15 protein-coding genes are annotated in these 15,037 nt (G+C 61.2%); 6 read left to right on the top strand and 9 right to left on the bottom strand.

From position 1 onward, the window contains the following. Nucleotides 1-48: 48 nt before the first annotated feature. The 5 genes from KW842_RS13995 to KW842_RS13975 all read right to left on the bottom strand — a co-directional run bounded on the left by KW842_RS13995 (nt 49) and on the right by KW842_RS13975 (nt 2,371). Nucleotides 49-675 carry a hypothetical protein gene (locus tag KW842_RS13995; protein WP_218304727.1) on the bottom strand — a complete coding sequence of 209 codons (627 nt, stop codon included), beginning with the start codon at nt 673-675 and terminating at the stop codon, nt 49-51. 58 nt (nt 676-733) lie between these two features. Further along, nucleotides 734-988: a hypothetical protein gene (locus KW842_RS13990; RefSeq protein WP_218304693.1), complete on the bottom strand. Its 255-nt coding sequence runs from the start codon at nt 986-988 to the stop codon at nt 734-736. A gap of 65 nt (nt 989-1,053) precedes the next feature. After that, nucleotides 1,054-1,440 (bottom strand): hypothetical protein, encoded by a 387-nt coding sequence (locus KW842_RS13985; RefSeq protein ID WP_218304692.1) that lies wholly within the window; start codon nt 1,438-1,440, stop codon nt 1,054-1,056. Nucleotides 1,441-1,504: 64 nt separating this feature from the next. Continuing rightward, nucleotides 1,505-1,825, bottom strand: coding sequence for a DUF6678 family protein (locus KW842_RS13980; protein ID WP_218304691.1), 321 nt, complete (start codon nt 1,823-1,825; stop codon nt 1,505-1,507). Between the two features lie 87 nt (nt 1,826-1,912). Continuing rightward, nucleotides 1,913-2,371, bottom strand: a complete 459-nt coding sequence (locus KW842_RS13975; RefSeq protein WP_218304690.1) for a hypothetical protein — start codon at nt 2,369-2,371, stop codon at nt 1,913-1,915. 486 nt (nt 2,372-2,857) lie between these two features. Between KW842_RS13975 and KW842_RS13970 the strand changes: the two genes are divergently transcribed. From KW842_RS13970 to KW842_RS13945, 6 genes are all read left to right on the top strand, one after another. Next, nucleotides 2,858-3,604, top strand: a complete 747-nt coding sequence (locus KW842_RS13970) for a cytochrome c (protein ID WP_373925185.1) — start codon at nt 2,858-2,860, stop codon at nt 3,602-3,604. Nucleotides 3,605-3,669: 65 nt separating this feature from the next. After that, a complete protein-coding gene (locus KW842_RS13965) occupies nt 3,670-4,869 on the top strand; it encodes a cytochrome c (protein WP_229223694.1) in 1,200 nt (399 codons plus the stop codon). A gap of 10 nt (nt 4,870-4,879) precedes the next feature. Then, nucleotides 4,880-5,059, top strand: a complete 180-nt coding sequence (locus tag KW842_RS13960) for a hypothetical protein (RefSeq protein ID WP_218304688.1) — start codon at nt 4,880-4,882, stop codon at nt 5,057-5,059. Further along, nucleotides 5,060-5,623 carry a cytochrome C oxidase subunit II gene (locus KW842_RS13955; RefSeq protein ID WP_218304687.1) on the top strand — a complete coding sequence of 188 codons (564 nt, stop codon included), beginning with the start codon at nt 5,060-5,062 and terminating at the stop codon, nt 5,621-5,623. Beyond that, nucleotides 5,607-7,229: a b(o/a)3-type cytochrome-c oxidase subunit 1 gene (locus tag KW842_RS13950; protein ID WP_218304686.1), complete on the top strand. Its 1,623-nt coding sequence runs from the start codon at nt 5,607-5,609 to the stop codon at nt 7,227-7,229. The genes KW842_RS13955 and KW842_RS13950 overlap by 17 nt, the downstream gene beginning before the upstream one ends. A gap of 4 nt (nt 7,230-7,233) precedes the next feature. After that, the gene (locus KW842_RS13945) at nt 7,234-8,022 is read left to right on the top strand and encodes a c-type cytochrome (protein ID WP_218304685.1); all 789 of its coding nucleotides are present in this window, start codon (nt 7,234-7,236) and stop codon (nt 8,020-8,022) included. On the opposite strand, the gene KW842_RS13940 is transcribed toward KW842_RS13945, so the two are convergent. From KW842_RS13940 to KW842_RS13925, 4 genes are all read right to left on the bottom strand, one after another. Continuing rightward, nucleotides 8,019-10,550: an excinuclease ABC subunit UvrA gene (locus KW842_RS13940; protein WP_218304684.1), complete on the bottom strand. Its 2,532-nt coding sequence runs from the start codon at nt 10,548-10,550 to the stop codon at nt 8,019-8,021. The two genes, KW842_RS13945 and KW842_RS13940, sit on opposite strands and share 4 nt — an antisense overlap. Nucleotides 10,551-10,667: 117 nt before the next feature. After that, nucleotides 10,668-12,398, bottom strand: coding sequence for an EAL domain-containing protein (locus KW842_RS13935; RefSeq protein ID WP_218304683.1), 1,731 nt, complete (start codon nt 12,396-12,398; stop codon nt 10,668-10,670). Beyond that, complete coding sequence (locus KW842_RS13930) at nt 12,395-12,808, bottom strand: CBS domain-containing protein (protein WP_218304682.1); 414 nt, start codon at nt 12,806-12,808, stop codon at nt 12,395-12,397. Before KW842_RS13930 ends, KW842_RS13935 begins: the two co-directional genes overlap by 4 nt. Before the next feature lie 12 nt (nt 12,809-12,820). Continuing rightward, complete coding sequence (locus KW842_RS13925) at nt 12,821-15,007, bottom strand: SUMF1/EgtB/PvdO family nonheme iron enzyme (RefSeq protein WP_229223675.1); 2,187 nt, start codon at nt 15,005-15,007, stop codon at nt 12,821-12,823. Between the last annotated feature and the right edge of the window lie 30 nt (nt 15,008-15,037).

Below are 15,037 nucleotides of genomic sequence, written 5' to 3'. Positions count from 1 at the left end.
GGACATCAGCCACTATCTGATGCACCGGTATAACTGGATACGGCCACATCAGTTCAATGAAGGATTGGCGCCGGCCGTCACCGAAGAAAAACTTAACGTAGTGTCCGGGATGGGTTGACCACTACACAGTTTCGGAACAAACCTAAACCCCTTAGTAGTTCCTCTCGCTTCGACGAAGTGACCGCCGACATCGTCGAATTCGGCGTTAAACACTGTCGCGCGCATCGCTCTACCTATTCCGGTCCTGTTGCGTTCTGGCGCCCTGAACACCTTTGCGGCGGCCTCGCCATTTCCAATCCAACCATGCTGCGGGCATGCTTTAAATTCCTGATCAGTTATCCGATAAACGATCGGTTCAGGCCCCGATTGGGCCAGCAAGAAATCCGGAGATACCTCCCGGCCTAATTCCTCACTAATGGAGGCGCACCTTAGATGTAGCAGATGTGCCAAGTCTCCCACAGAGAGTTGAGGCGGGCTCTCTTGCTTAATTAAGTCAAAGAAAACTTCTAAGGCTTGTCGGTAGGCCCCACTAAAAGCAATCACCAAAGTAGGAGAAAGCATCAGTATTTTTAATACATGAAAACCTGGTTTCCCTTGCTGTTTGCTAAAGCTAACGAGCGTGTCGCTATACAGGTAGACCTCACCGTCTTCTATGTAAGACACTATAAGAGTCATCAGCATTCCTTTTAATAACTGCTTCGCTTTGTCGGCGGCAGCTACTGGCCGAACTCGCCTACGCAGTGGTGAACAGATCGCCAAAATCAGATGACGTGACGTCCCACCAATCCTGAGTCAGTGGCGTTACACCACCCAACTGCGCGATGCGTTTCGAGATGTCTGCCGCGATTGGTAAAGGCCCAGTCAACCAAACCCGGTAATGATTGGCACCGTTGTTTGGCAACTGAATGACAGCCATGATGCTGTCTGCGTTGACTGCAATCTCACTCTCAAGTACCGACAACGTCATTCGATAAAATTTCTTAGTCATGTAAATCCTCTTTTTTTCCTTTAACGGCACCGGCCGCTGTTGGCCGGTAGGTGATGCTGGCAAAATTATTTTTCCTTCGTAATCGTAGCGCCCTCCCATCCACAGGCCGCGCCGGAATAGACCATACAGGCGTCTCCCTTAATCCTGGCACGTTTAAAAGACTTATCGAATTCAACAGTGATGACGCAAGCATCACCATTCTCTTCCTTAGTAAAAGGAGTGAACGTCATCTTCCTACCCGCCACTTTCCCTAAACCTGCAACGGTACCAGAACATGCCCCTTGGACGACCGTCGTTGTTGCTGCGACATCGCCTTTTTGACTATCCAACACAATCACTTGCAGAGAAACACCAATAGGTGCTGAGTAGCTTCCTTCCATGTTTGCATATTGAGCCAAGGCATACGGGGAAGCTGCTAACAATGTGAACGCCAAAATTCTATTCTTTTTCATTTTTGGAATTATTGTGTAAAGCAAAAAATGTTAAAACTGACCGGCTGCTGTTGGCCGTTAGACGTCAAGCTAGGTAATCGACCTCGATACCCAGTTCGGCGTAGCCAAGAACTCGAAACCCGGTTTCATTGGACTCTCCTGGAACGTGTACCTTGGCCAGCTCAGTCAATACCGCCTGCCGTTGTGTGGGGGATTCGATAGCGATTTCTACCCATTTAATGAATTTATATCCGCCATTCCGGAAGTGGTAAAACCATTCTCCATCCCACTCTGAGAGGTGCCCATTTTCCACGTCCAATGTACGCCATTTGGGTGAGAGTGGTCCAAGCTGATACATCGCCAGTCGCAACTCATCCCACTTCGTATCGTTCATCAATGACAGCATACGGCTGTTCTTTCTATGGCTAGGTCCGCTCTTGGCCGCTGACCGACTGGCCGGTCAAGCGATTTTCCTAAGCTGCTTATCGCTCCATCATTCGTCTCCAAAATGCTTTTCAGCCAAAGCACGAATGTAGCCATAACCCCAAATTGACGGGCCATCGCTACTCAGGCCCATGTACATCACCTCTGGCGCGACATCCCAAGTGCCATCGACTGCGCCGTTCACTTCACCACCGTTACGCTGAATTGCTCGAATGTGCATAAATCCGCTTTGCAATACACCGGCGTTCTTTAGGTTCGACGGCGTAGGCAATGAGAGGCCGGACCAATTTAAAAGCCCACCAAGAAACAAAGTGCGATTCAGCTTCCCTTCCGAAGTAGTGCGTGCCAAAACCAAGCCGCAGGCAAAGTGACCATTGCTCAGCTGAAAACTCCAGTATTGTCCCTGTCGTAGATAGGAAGTGGAGCGAGGTTCAAAAGGGAAGTTCATCACACGGAAATCTTTGCGAAAGTAAAAATCGAATGTCTGTTGTTGGCCGAACTCGGACAAATATCTTCAGGATAACATCTTGCCAATACGAAAGGTTCACGCATTGTCACCATTGTTGCAGCGTAACCGCCGGTGGGGGGCGGCTTATAAGTGTTCGCGCCGAGCAATTCATACCCGGCACTGCAATCATCAGCAACAGTTCTGCGCAGCAACATTTGGGCGAGCGCGCATTGATGTCGCGGAGGGCCGTGTCTGACAGCGCAGCAGCATTCCCACATCCGCCATCCTGCCTATTAGGAAACCGTGGGCTTGACCGACCGCCAGGTGCCGCTAGGGCCGTCAAGTCCTAGCGTAGCTGAGGCAAGTCGTCGGCCTGCCAGATGTAATCTCCACACGAACGCGGATACCTTGTCGTAGACAAATCGTTCCTTTTCCACAACAATCAGCTCTGCTATGTGGTAGAGCGTGCGCTACAGCAGGGAGTTAAGGTTGTAAGATATATATTGATTAGCACCCGATCTTGTGCAGCAGCCCAGAGGAGACGGCATGGCCCCATCTCGCGGTTTATCAGCGTTATTGGTTTTAAGTACCTTCGCCTGCCACGCATACGCGCAGCAGGACGCGACGATTCCGCCACCGCAGCGCGCGCCGGATACGATGGAGGCGCGGGTTTTAGCCTGCGTCGGCTGCCATGGCGACAAGGGGCGCGGCGTCACCAATGTGTATTTCCCGCGCCTGGCCGGCAAGCCGTCCGGCTATCTGTACAACCAGCTGATCGCCTTCCAGGAAGGCCGCCGCCGTTACGCGCCGATGAATTACCTGCTGGCCTATCTACCGCCCGCCTACCTAAAGCAGATGGCCGATTATTTCGCCGCCCAGCATCCCGATCCGATCACCGTCACCGCGCCCAGCGCGCCACCGGCCACCATCGCCCAGGGCCAGCAGATCGTCACCAAAGGCCTGCCGGACAAGAAGATTCCCGCCTGTACCACCTGTCACGGCGCGACGCTGACTGGCCGCGAGCCCGGCATCCCCGGCCTGCTTGGATTGCGCACCGACTATGTCAGCGCGCAGCTTGGCGCCTGGCGCTACGGCACCCGCACCGCGCTGGCGCCGGACTGCATGCAGCTGATCGCCTCGACACTGTCCGAGCCTGAAGTGGCCGCCGTCTCCGCCTACCTGGCCACGCTGCCCGTACCGGCCAATGACAAGCCCGCGCCGGCCGACAATACCCAATTGCCGATGGGCTGCGGCAGCCAGAGTCCGCACGCGGCAGCGGGAGCCAAGCCATGATCAAACGCATCCTGCTTGCCGCCGTGCTGATCCTCGTTTTGCTGGCAGGCGCCGCCTGGTGGCTGATGAATCGCGGTTCGTCCGCACCCGATACCACCATCAACAGCGCGCAGATCGAGCGCGGCAAATACCTGGCGCAAGCGGGCGATTGCATCGCCTGCCACACCGTGCCGGGACAAGCGATCTTCTCCGGCAACCGCGCCATGCCAACGCCGTTCGGCAATCTGTACGCGCCGAATATCACGCCGGACAAGGAAACCGGCATCGGCAAGTGGACCCCGGCGCAGTTCTACGACATGCTGCACACCGGCCGCTCGCCGGACGGCAAGCTGCTGTACCCGGCCATGCCGTTCGCTTCCTACACCAAGGTGACGCGCGAGGATTCCGACGCCATCTTCGCTTACCTGATGTCGGTGCCGCCGGTGCACAAGGCCAACCGCGAGCACGAGCTGCGCTTCCCCTACAACAACCGCAGCCTGCTGATCGGCTGGCGCACGCTGTACTTCCAGGAAGGCGAGTACAAGGCCGATCCGCAGCAGTCCGTTGAATGGAATCGCGGCGCCTATCTGGTGCAGGGCCTGGGCCACTGCGCCATGTGCCACTCGCCGATCAACGCGCTCGGTGGCTCGGCCGAGGCCAAGGCCTTTCAGGGCGGCCTGATCCCGATGCAGAACTGGTACGCGCCGTCGCTGACCTCTAACCGCGAGGCGGGCCTGGGCAACTGGGAGCTGCAGGACATCATGGACCTGCTGCAAACCGGCGTCTCGCATCGCGGCACCGTGTATGGCCCGATGGCGGAAGTCACCTTCAACAGCCTGCAATACCTGAGCGATGCCGATGTGAAGTCGATGGCGGTCTACCTGAAAAGCCTGCCTGGCGACGATCCCCCTGCGCCGCCACCCGCACCGCTGACCAACGACGTGCAGCAGCAGTTTGCCGAAGGCCAGCGCATCTACGAAGCCCAATGCGCCACCTGCCACGCGGCCGACGGACGCGGCATGCCGCCGCACTTCCCGCCGCTGGCCGCCAACCAGTCAATCCTGATGGGATCATCTGTGAACCCGGTGCGCATGATCCTCAACGGCGGCTACCCGCCGGGCACGCGCAAGAATCCAACGCCGTACGGCATGCCGCCGTTCGCGCAGGATCTGAACGATGCGCAGGTCGCGGCCGTGGCCACTTATATCCGCAACGCCTGGGGCAACAGCGCCGCGCCTGTGACGCCGCAACAAGTCAACCAGCTGCGCAGCGCGCTGCTTGAATAGGAGGACAGCAATGATCGTGGAACCCGATACGCCCGCCGAAACCGAGGCGGCAAATCAGCAGCGCGTGGACGCCATCGTGGCGCAAGGACCGGGCGGCGCATTCGCACTGGCCGGTGTGGCGGTCGCCATCGTCATGCTGATCTGGTTCGCCTTTTATTTCCTGGTGTTTGTCGCGCGCGGAGGTGCCTAGATGAGCGATCAACAGCATACCGCCGCTCACGTTGCCGAACAGGCGGAAACACGCTGGGTGTGGGTGGTCGGCATTGTCGTCGCCACCCTGCTGTTCATGATGGGTTATATGAGCTTGCACTGGATTACCATGCCGCCGCAGCGCATGGAAACCGTCAATCCCGGCACACTGCACCTGGCCGGTGAATTTGTCGAGGCCAATCTGGGCAGCGCCACCGAAACCGATGGCAGCGTCACCGTGCGCGTGGTCGGCAGCCAGTATTCATTCACCCCGCAATGCGTGGTGGTGCCGGAAGATACGCCGATTGTCATTCGCGCCACCAGCGCCGATGTGGTACATGGCTTCAGCGTGACCAACACCAATATCAATGTCAACCTGATCCCCGGCTATGTATCGACCTTCCACGCACGCTTCAAGGAAACCGGCGATCACACCATGCCCTGCCACGAGTTCTGCGGCGTCGGCCACGCCGCCATGTGGGCCCACGTCAAGGTAGTCGACAAGGAAACCTTCGCCCGTGCGGCACAACAAAAACGGAGGCTGAGCTGTGCTGAACGTTCCTAACCGGCGCCTGGTGCTGGCCCACTTCTGGCTGGCCTTCATTGCCTTCTTCCTGGCGCTGATTCTGGGCGAGTGGCAGATGTATATCCGCAGCCCGCTGTCGGCCTGGCTGGGCAATCCTGAACTGTATTACCGCTCGGTCACCGCGCACGGCTCGGCCATGGGCTATGTGTTCCCGACGCTGGTGGCGATGGGCTTCGGCTACGCCATCGTCGAACTGGCGCTGAAGCAGGCGCTGGTCGGCCTGAAGTGGGCCTGGCTCGGCTTCGGCCTGGTAGTGGTCGGCACGGTGACGGCCATGGTGCCGGTGGCGCTGGGCAAAGCTTCGGTGCTGTACACCTTCTATCCGCCGCTGATCGCTAACGCCTTCTACTATATCGGCGTGGTGCTGGTGGTGGTCGGCTCGTGGATCTGGGTGGCGCTGATGGCGATCAACCTGCGCATCTGGCGCCGCAGCCATCCCGGTGAAACGGTGCCGCTGGCGATGTTCGCCAATAATGCCGGCGCCTATCTGTGGGCCTGGACCTCGGTAGGCGCGGCAGTGGAGATTCTGTTCCTGATCCTGCCGGTGGCGCTGGGCTTCAAGACCACCATCGACGCCGGTCTGGCGCGGGTGTTCTTCTCATGGACCTTGCACGCCATCGTTTACTTCTGGCTGATGCCGGCTTATATTGCCTTCTACACGCTGGTGCCGCGCGCGATAGGCGGACGGCTGTATAGCGACGCCATGGCGCGCATCTCTTTCATTCTGTTCCTGGTGTTCTCGATGCCCATCGGCGTGCACCATTTGTTCCAGGATCCGCAAGTCGGCACGGGCGTCAAATTCCTGCACGCGGTCTTCACCGGCATGGTGTCGGTGCCGACACTGCTGACCATCTTTACCATCTGCGCCTCGGTGGAAATCGCCGGCCGGCTGCGCGGCGGCACAGGCAAGTTCGCGTGGATCGCCAAGCTGCCATGGAAAAATCCGCTGATGCTGGCCTTGGCGCTGTCTTTCATCATGCTCGGTTTCGGCGGTGCGGGTGGCTTGATCAATATGAGCTACCAGCTGGACTTCGCCATCCACAACACGCAGTGGATCACCGGGCACTTCCACCTGATTTTCGGCGGCGCTATCGTGATCATGTACTTCGCTGTTGCCTATGACTTGTGGCCGCATCTGACCGGCCGCGCGCTCGATTGCTGGAAGCTGATGCGGGTGCAGCTGTGGCTGTGGTTTGTCGGCATGATGGTGTTGACGCTGCCATGGCACTGGGTCGGCATCCTCGGCATGCCGCGCCGTATGGCTTACTACGACTACACCGCTGCTGATCTGGCGCCGATGGCGCTGTCGGTGATCATCACTTTCAGCGGCGGGCTGCTGCTATTGGCGTCCGGCGTGCTGTTCCTGTGGATTTTGTTCAGCGGCCACCGCGCCGCGCGCATCGAGCTGCCGCAATTCAGTTTCAGCAAAGCTGCACATGAGACGGGGCGCGTGCCTGCCGCGTTGAACGGCTTCGCACTGTGGCTGGCCTTGATGATCGGCCTGAGCCTGATCAACTACGGCTTCCCGATCGCGCAGCTGATCAACACTCCGAATACCGCCGTGCCGGCCGTTCCGATCAGGTGATCCCATGCAAGAACATTCTGTCCTTTCCCTGAAAAACCGCTGGACACGCTACAGCGTCATCATCCTGCTGCTGACGGCCCTGGTGTCGGCCGCCATCGGCTTCATCTGGGTGCCGATGGCGAATAACCGCCAGGCCACGCTATCGCTGTGGGAAGCCATTTGCAGCGCCGCGGGCATTGCCGGGCCGACCCGCTCCAGCGAGTTGGGTGATGATGCCGCCCAACGGCCCAGCAACGTTATCGTGACTGCCAATATGATGCGGCCGGCGAATGCCGAGTCAATCGGCCGTGGCGCCACGCTGGCCATGCGCTGCACCATGTGCCACGGTATTCGCGGCGTCAGCGAGGCCAACTCGCCCAATCTGGCTGGGCAGATCGAGGCGGCAATGTACAAGCAGCTGCGCGATTACCAGTCGGGCCACCGCGTCAGCGCTATCATGCGGCCGATGGTGCAGGGATTGAGTGACCAGGACATGCGCGATCTATCGGCCTATTACGCTTATCTGCCGCATGAACGCGAGCCTGGGAGTGACAGCCATGCGGCGCCGAAGCTAGTCAGCAATGGTGCGCCGATGCGCAATATCGGCGCTTGCGCCAGCTGTCACGGCGGCATGGCGCGGCAGGCGGCCACGCCGATACTCGACGGCGAACCGGAAAACTACATCCGCGACCAGCTCTACGCCTTCCGCAACGGCACCCGCAGCAACGATCTGAATCAACAGATGCGCAACGTCGCACGCCAGCTGACCGACGCTGAAATCGCCGAGCTGGCAGCATATTACTCGCGCCGCTAGCTGGCTTTGAGCGCCGCACGCAGATAGGGCGCGGTGCGGCTGTCTCTTTGCCGCGCCACCTTGGCCGGCAGGCCGCTGGCGACGATGCGGCCGCCCTCCTCGCCCGCGCCGGGACCGATATCGATCAGCCAGTCGCTGTCCGCCAGCACCTGCACATTGTGCTCGACCACGATCACACTATTGCCCGCATCCACCAGGCCATGCAGCTGTTGCAGCAGCAGGTCGATATCGGACGGATGCAAGCCGGTGGTCGGCTCGTCCAGCACATACAAGGTATCGCCACGGCTGGCGCGTTGCAGCTCGGTCGCCAGCTTGATCCGCTGCGCCTCGCCACCGGACAATTCGGTCGCCGGCTGCCCCAAGCGCAGATAGCCCAGGCCAACCGCGCGCAGCACGTCCAGCGCATGGCGCAGCGCTGGCACGTCCTCAAAAAACTCCCAGGCCGCATCCACGGTCATCGCCAGCACCTCGGCGATATTGCGTTCGCGATAGCGCACCGCCAGCGTTTGCGGGTTGTAGCGCGCCCCTTCACACTCCGGGCACGGCGCGTACACGCTGGGCAGGAACAGCAGTTCGACCATGACGAAGCCCTCGCCCGAGCAGTGCGGACACCGCCCCTTGGCGACATTGAACGAGAAACGACCGGCATCGTAATGCTTGGCCTTGGCCGCGCGCGTGCCGGCAAACAGCTTGCGCACATGATCGAATAGTCCGGTGTAGGTGGCAAGATTTGAGCGCGGCGTGCGGCCGATGGGCTTCTGGTCTACCTGTACCAGCCGCCGTACGCGATCCATACCGCTGACAATCTGGCCTTGCAGCTCGCCCTCATCTGCCGCCTCCAGCAAGTCCTCGCTGGCGTCTGCGGGTTCGGCCGCCACCGCATGGCCCAACTGCGCCTGCACCAGCTGGATCAGCGCCTGACTGACCAGGCTCGACTTGCCGGAGCCGGACACACCGCTAACGCTGGTCAATACACCCAACGGAAAATCGGCAGCCAGGCCTTGCAGGTTGTTGCGCGTGATGCCGCGCAGTTGCAGCCATCCCTGCGGCTCGCGCAGCGGACGTTGCGACCTTTTCGCCGCACCGAACAGATAGTGCGCAGTACGCGACTCCTGCACCGACTTGAGTCCATCCGGCTTGCCGCTGTACAGCACCCGGCCGCCGTGCTGGCCCGCCTTCGGGCCGACATCGATGATCCAGTCCGCATGCCGTATCACATCGAGCGCATGCTCCACCACAAACAGCGAATTGCCCGAGGCCTTCAGCCGGTCCAGCGCGCGCAGCAGCGCTTCAGTATCGGCGGGATGCAGCCCAGCCGATGGCTCGTCCAGCACATACACCACGCCGAACAGGCTGGAGCGCACCTGCGTGGCCAGCCGCAAGCGCTGCAACTCGCCAGGCGACAAAGTCGGCGTGCCGCGCTCCAGATTAAGATAGCCCAGGCCCAGATCCAGCATCACCTCCAGCCGCGCCAGCAAGTCAGCGGCAATGCGCTGCGTGACCAGCGCCTTTTCGGGATGCGCCTTCCCTGCCGCGCGCCGCTTGCCGCCGGATGGCGTGCCCGCCGCATACGGTTGCAGCAGCTGTGCCAAGTGGCGCAAGGACAGCCGGGAAATCTCGGTGATGTCGTGGCCGGCAAATGTCACCGACAGCGCCTCCTTGCGCAGCCGCTTACCCTCGCAGGCCGGACACGCCATGCTGACCAGGTACTGCGCCACGCGCTTCTTCATCAGCGCGCTCTCGGTGCCGGCAAAGGTTTGCAGCACATATTTGCGCGCACCGGTAAACGTGCCCTGATAGCTTGGCGTCTCCTTGCGCTTGAGCGCCCGGCGCGTCTCGGCCGGCGTCAGGCCGGCGTAGACCGGCACGCTCGGCTGCTCGTCGGTGAACAGAATCCAGTCGCGGGTTTTCCTGGGTAGATCACGCCACGGTGTATCCACATCGTAGCCCAGCGTGACCAGAATATCGCGCAGATTCTGGCCATGCCACGCCGTCGGCCAAGCGGCAACAGCGCGTTCGCGGATCGTCAGGCTGTCATCCGGCACCATCGACTTTTCGGTCGCTTCGTAGACGCGTCCCAGTCCATGGCATTGCGGGCACGCGCCCTGCGGCGTGTTCGGCGAAAACGATTCGGCGTACAGCAACTCCTGCCCCGCCGGATAATCGCCAGCGCGCGAATACAGCATGCGCAAGGAATTCGACAGCGTGCTGACGCTGCCGACCGAGGAACGCGTCGTCGGCGTGCCGCGCTGCTGCTGCAAGGCCACGGCCGGTGGCAAGCCGTCGATGGCGTCCACTTCCGGCACCGGCATCTGATGAAACAGCCGACGCGCATACGGTGACACCGACTCCAGATAGCGCCGCTGCGCCTCCGCGTACAGCGTGCCAAACGCCAGCGACGACTTGCCAGAACCGGATACGCCGGTGAACACCACCAGCGCATTGCGCGGAATATCGACATCCACGTTTTTCAGATTATGTTCACGCGCGCCACGCACGCGAACATAGCCATCGAAGTCATTCGCCATACATCAGTCCAGAAGGGTTGCGATTGGGGGGCATAGCTTGATTATGGAGACTCCGGTCAGCAGCTTGCATCGGGAACAATGCTGTGTTTGCGTAAGACAATGCTTACGCGGACGTATTTAGTGTTTCACGTCAGGTACGCAAGCGGTGATGAAGGCATAGCAAACGCGTGCGTCGCGGGCAATTTCGTCAAACCGCATCGGGTCAGGCCGCCAATCCTTGAAATCCGGCCCATGACGGCGCGCCGCTGTGCTATCGACCAGCAGCATGCTCCAGTGGGTGAACATGCGCCGCCGCGCCGGCCCCTGCATCACCACGCGCACGCCGGTGTGCAGCGCACTGACGCGGATGCGCTCGAACGTCTCCTGCACCCTGCCACGCTCACCCTCCAGGATCTGCATGAAATGCCCGTCCTCGTACAGCAGGCAGCCAGTGATGCCTGCATTGGCGTTGTTGACGCGGGTACGGGTCAGCAATTGCTCCAGCTTCGCGCCGGACAACGGCGCCACCGCCTCGCTGACGTACAGCAGGAAATACAGTTCGTTGGCCGGCACCTGTTCGCCGCTGGCGGCTTGCTCCTCCATCGCCTTGACCAACTGCGCGGCGGTCAGCGGCTTGTAAAAGTAGTAGCCCTGAATCAGATCGCAGCCGTAGCCGCACAGTTCCAGTTGCTGATCGGCCGTCTCCACGCCTTCCGCCACCAGCTTCATGCCGAGCGCGCGGCCAAGGCCGATCACCACTTCCACCACCGCGCGGCTTTCGCCGCTGTTGGCGATATCAACGATGAAGGAGCGGTCGATCTTCAGCACATCCACCGGCAGCCGCGCCAGTTGCGACAGCGACGAGTAGCCGGTGCCGAAATCGTCCATCGCAATGCGCAAGCCCATGCCGGACAAACGGTCCAGCACACGCAGCTTGGCGTCGATATCGTCCATCAGCATGCTCTCGGTGATTTCCAGCAGCAGCCGTCGAGGATCGGCGCCGGTATCGCGCAGGATGGCCTCAAAGCTGTCGGCCAACCCCGGATCGTCCAGCTGGCGCACCGAGACGTTGACCGACACGTAAGGCGCCGCATCGTTCCAGCGCTGATGCCAGTCGCGTTCGGCCAGGCAGGCCTGACGGAACACCCAAGCGCCGATGGCAATTACCGCGCCACTCGCTTCGGCGATCGGGATGAACTCCGCCGGCGAAATTTCGCCTTGCTGCGGGAACCAGCGCAGCAGCAGTTCGGCGCCGACAATGTGGCCGCTGCCGGCTTCCACGATCGGTTGAAAGCGCGGCGACATTTCATCGCGCTCCAGCGCCAGTTGCAAGCCGTGCGCCAGGTCCATGCGCTGCAAGGCGCGCTGGTGCACCTGCGGGTTGAAGAATTGCCAGCTATCGCCGCCGGCACTGCGCGCGGCTTGCACCGTGGCGGTGGCGTAGCGCAGCAGCTCGTCGGCCACATCAGCGTCGCCGCCGCAGACGATGCCGATGCTGGCAGTCACCGGCACCTGCTCGCCGCCGATCACCACTGGCGCCCGCAACGCTGTCTGAATACGCTCGGCCAGCGCAGACAGCATGGCCGGCGCGGCCACCTGTTCGCAGACGATACCGAATTCGTCGGCGCCCAGCCGCGCCACCAGTTCGCTGGCGCGGGCCAGATTCTGCAACCGCTGCGCGATTTCGCGCAGCAGGGTGTCGCCGCCATCCTGCCCGTGCTGGTCATTGATGCTCTGGAAGCCATCAAGGTTAATCAATACCAGCGCCATCTGCGTGCCGGCCCTTGCGGAACGCTGCAGCGCCGCGTGCAAGCCTTCACGGAAGGCCTGGCGGTCGGCCAGGCGGGTCAGCGTGTCGATCGTATTCATTTGGCGTCCAGTGAGCGCATATTACGCAGGATGTCGCGCCAGCTGATGATGCCCAATAGCTGGCCTTGCAAGGACAGGATAGGAATGCAGGAAATGACGTGGGCGTTGAAGATGTCGATTGCATCGTCCACCGTCGCATTCTCGTTCAGCACGATGGGCTGCTGCGACATGATCTCGCGCACCGTCTTGTTCAGCGTGGCCGTGTCCTTGTAGCTTTCGGCCGGCGTGTCGATGTTGGGACTGAGCGCCTTGTACAAATCGCGGTCGGAAACCACACCGATCAGCCGTCCCTGTTCCATCACCAGCACATGATGGAACCGCCCAAGATGGAACATTTGCTTGACCAGCGCCAGCGTGTCGTCCGGCTCCACCGTCACCACCGCCTTGCTCATCATCTCTTTCAGCAGCATGCTGTCTCCTGTTTACTCGGCGTCGGTGACGCAGCGGAAGCCCAGCGTGGCGGCGCGGTCGCGGCCTGGCGCCATCAGCAGCAGCTTGCCATGCTGGTCGTTGCGATAGGCTTGCGGGAAATACCACATCGAACCTTGCGGACGATACGAGCTGCCGCCGCGCAGGATGGCGAAGCGGGTGTGCTCGTCGCTGTATTCATCGGTCCATTGCCAGACATTGCCGACCAGGTCCTGCACGCCGAACGGACTGGCGCCTGCCGGGTGCGCATCGACGTCGTCCGGCATGCCCACAAGGCGGCCGGTGACCTGCTGCGGTACCAGGTCGGCGCGCCAGTCGTTACCCCATGGGTAGATGCGGCCGTCATTGCCGGTGGCGGCATACTGCCATTCCCATTCGCGCGGCAGACGCTTGCCGGCCCAGCTGGCATAGGCACGCGCGTCCTCCAGGCTGACCCAGGTCACCGGCTTGTTGCCCCAGCCGGCTGGATACCTGCCGTTCTTCCAGTGCTTGAGGAAATTGGCATCGTCGGCCGGATGGTATTGGGTCGCATCGATAAAGGCTTTGAACTGGGCGTTGCTGACCGGGTAGCGGTCGATGAAGAAACGCTGGATGTCCATATCGCGCTGGTGGAAGCGGCGCGCACTGTCTTCCCACGGATATTGCACATCGACGCCGGCCGTATTGCCGCCTTCGATCGCCAGGCCGCGCATGGTGAAGTTGAATTTCCCGGCCGGGATCTCGACCATGCCCGCTGGTGCGCTGCTGGCCGGTTTGCTTGGTGTGACCGGCGTCAGTGTCTGCGGCAAGGGTTTCCATTCGGCGGAGAACTCGCTCAGCGGACGCGTGCTCATCGCTTTCATTTTGGCGAGGTTGGCGTGCAGCCTGGCGTCCGGTGTGGCGTGCGTCATCAGCACCGCGCCGAAGCCGCGCGCCTCGATCGGGAACGACAGCAGCACGCCATCGCCATCGCGCTGTGGCGTCAGCTCGACGCCGTGGTAGGCGTCGAAGTAACGCGCGCCTTCGCGGTATGGTGCGCGCAGTTGCACGCCCTCGCTTTCGTATTCGTTGCGGTTGACGATGGTCCACAGCGTGCCTTCGGCCAGCGGCCAGCGGCTGGTGAACACGCCATGCCGGCGCGATGGGTAATGCGGCTCCCAGTCCGGGCTGACCAGAAAGCGCGCGTACATGCGCGACAGCGTGGCAACGCGGCGGGTGGCTTCGCCGTCACGCGGCGTGACGCCATTCCAGATGCCCCAGATATTTTCCCAGCTCTCCCAACCGACACCGTTGAAGAAGGCGAATTGCAGGTCATCGGTCTTGCTGCGGTTCCAGCGGTCCGAGATGTTGACCATGTGGCGGGTTTCCAGCCACTTGTAGCGGTCCACGGTCGGCGCGAACGGGAACGTGTACTGGCCCCAGGTCATCAGGTTCCAGGCCAGCGCCTCGTCGGACGGCAGGCCTTCCGGCTGGAACACCAGTGGATTATTGATCTTGTCGGCGGCCAGCGTGAAGGCCAGCGGCACGCCGTCCTGGGTGTCGCCGTTGATGCCGTCGGCGCCGATTTCCTTCATCAGCGCGGCCAGTTCGTCCGGCCAGGAGCGGTCCAGCGCGCGCGTGCCCTGGTCCCACAACATCATCGGAAACATCACGCGCACGCCGCGCTGGTGGAAATCGGCCACCATTTTTTTCACCGCCGGAATCCCGCCCGGCAGCGAGCGCACCATGTCCACCGTGTTACGGTCATCCAGGCCGATATTCGGATAGGTCGGCCACACCAGTACTGCGTCGATGCCGCCGAAGCGCTTTTCCAGGTCGTCCAGATAACGGTCGACCGTGTAGCGGCGCGCGGCCGTATCGTAAAAATAACGGTCCTCGACCATCATCTGCGCCTGCATATAGCTCGATTGCGTCCACGCCGCCGAAGGCCGCGCGTAGCGGCTGCCGTCATAGCCGATACGAATGCGGCGCTCGTCGCGCCAATGCCGCAAATCCTGCAACCACTCCTTGTGGTCCGCCTCCGTACACGGATTCCAGACGCCCTCCCAAGGCTGATTCATCGTCAAGCAAGCCGGCCCCGGAATCGCCAGCTGCGTGTACGACGCGTGCGGCACGTAGCGGGTGTCCTGGGCGTGGGCGGCAAGGCTCAGGACCGAGGTGATCGCCAGCGGCAACAGGCCTTTTAATGTAATCAGTTTCATGCGGATGTATCTTGGTCGGAGGGAGCATTT

This window comes from Duganella sp. sic0402, assembly GCF_019219065.1.
GTDB lineage: Bacteria > Pseudomonadota > Gammaproteobacteria > Burkholderiales > Burkholderiaceae_D > Rugamonas.
Note: the sequence above shows the minus strand (reverse complement) of the source record. Positions and strands in the feature narration are given on the sequence as shown.

Bases quoted from the DNA above. Each gene is read 5' to 3' on its own strand.
- KW842_RS13995 (WP_218304727.1), bottom strand. From the start codon at position 675: ATGACTCTTATAGTGTCTTACATAGAAGACGGTGAGGTCTACCTGTAT.
- KW842_RS13990 (WP_218304693.1), bottom strand. From the start codon at position 988: ATGACTAAGAAATTTTATCGAATGACGTTGTCGGTACTTGAGAGTGAG.
- KW842_RS13985 (WP_218304692.1), bottom strand. From the start codon at position 1,440: ATGAAAAAGAATAGAATTTTGGCGTTCACATTGTTAGCAGCTTCCCCG.
- KW842_RS13980 (WP_218304691.1), bottom strand. From the start codon at position 1,825: ATGCTGTCATTGATGAACGATACGAAGTGGGATGAGTTGCGACTGGCG.
- KW842_RS13970 (WP_373925185.1), top strand. From the start codon at position 2,858: ATGGCCCCATCTCGCGGTTTATCAGCGTTATTGGTTTTAAGTACCTTC.
- KW842_RS13965 (WP_229223694.1), top strand. From the start codon at position 3,670: ATGAATCGCGGTTCGTCCGCACCCGATACCACCATCAACAGCGCGCAG.
- KW842_RS13960 (WP_218304688.1), top strand. From the start codon at position 4,880: ATGATCGTGGAACCCGATACGCCCGCCGAAACCGAGGCGGCAAATCAG.
- KW842_RS13955 (WP_218304687.1), top strand. From the start codon at position 5,060: ATGAGCGATCAACAGCATACCGCCGCTCACGTTGCCGAACAGGCGGAA.
- KW842_RS13945 (WP_218304685.1), top strand. From the start codon at position 7,234: ATGCAAGAACATTCTGTCCTTTCCCTGAAAAACCGCTGGACACGCTAC.
- KW842_RS13940 (WP_218304684.1), bottom strand. From the start codon at position 10,550: ATGGCGAATGACTTCGATGGCTATGTTCGCGTGCGTGGCGCGCGTGAA.
- KW842_RS13935 (WP_218304683.1), bottom strand. From the start codon at position 12,398: ATGAATACGATCGACACGCTGACCCGCCTGGCCGACCGCCAGGCCTTC.
- KW842_RS13930 (WP_218304682.1), bottom strand. From the start codon at position 12,808: ATGCTGCTGAAAGAGATGATGAGCAAGGCGGTGGTGACGGTGGAGCCG.
- KW842_RS13925 (WP_229223675.1), bottom strand. From the start codon at position 15,007: ATGAAACTGATTACATTAAAAGGCCTGTTGCCGCTGGCGATCACCTCG.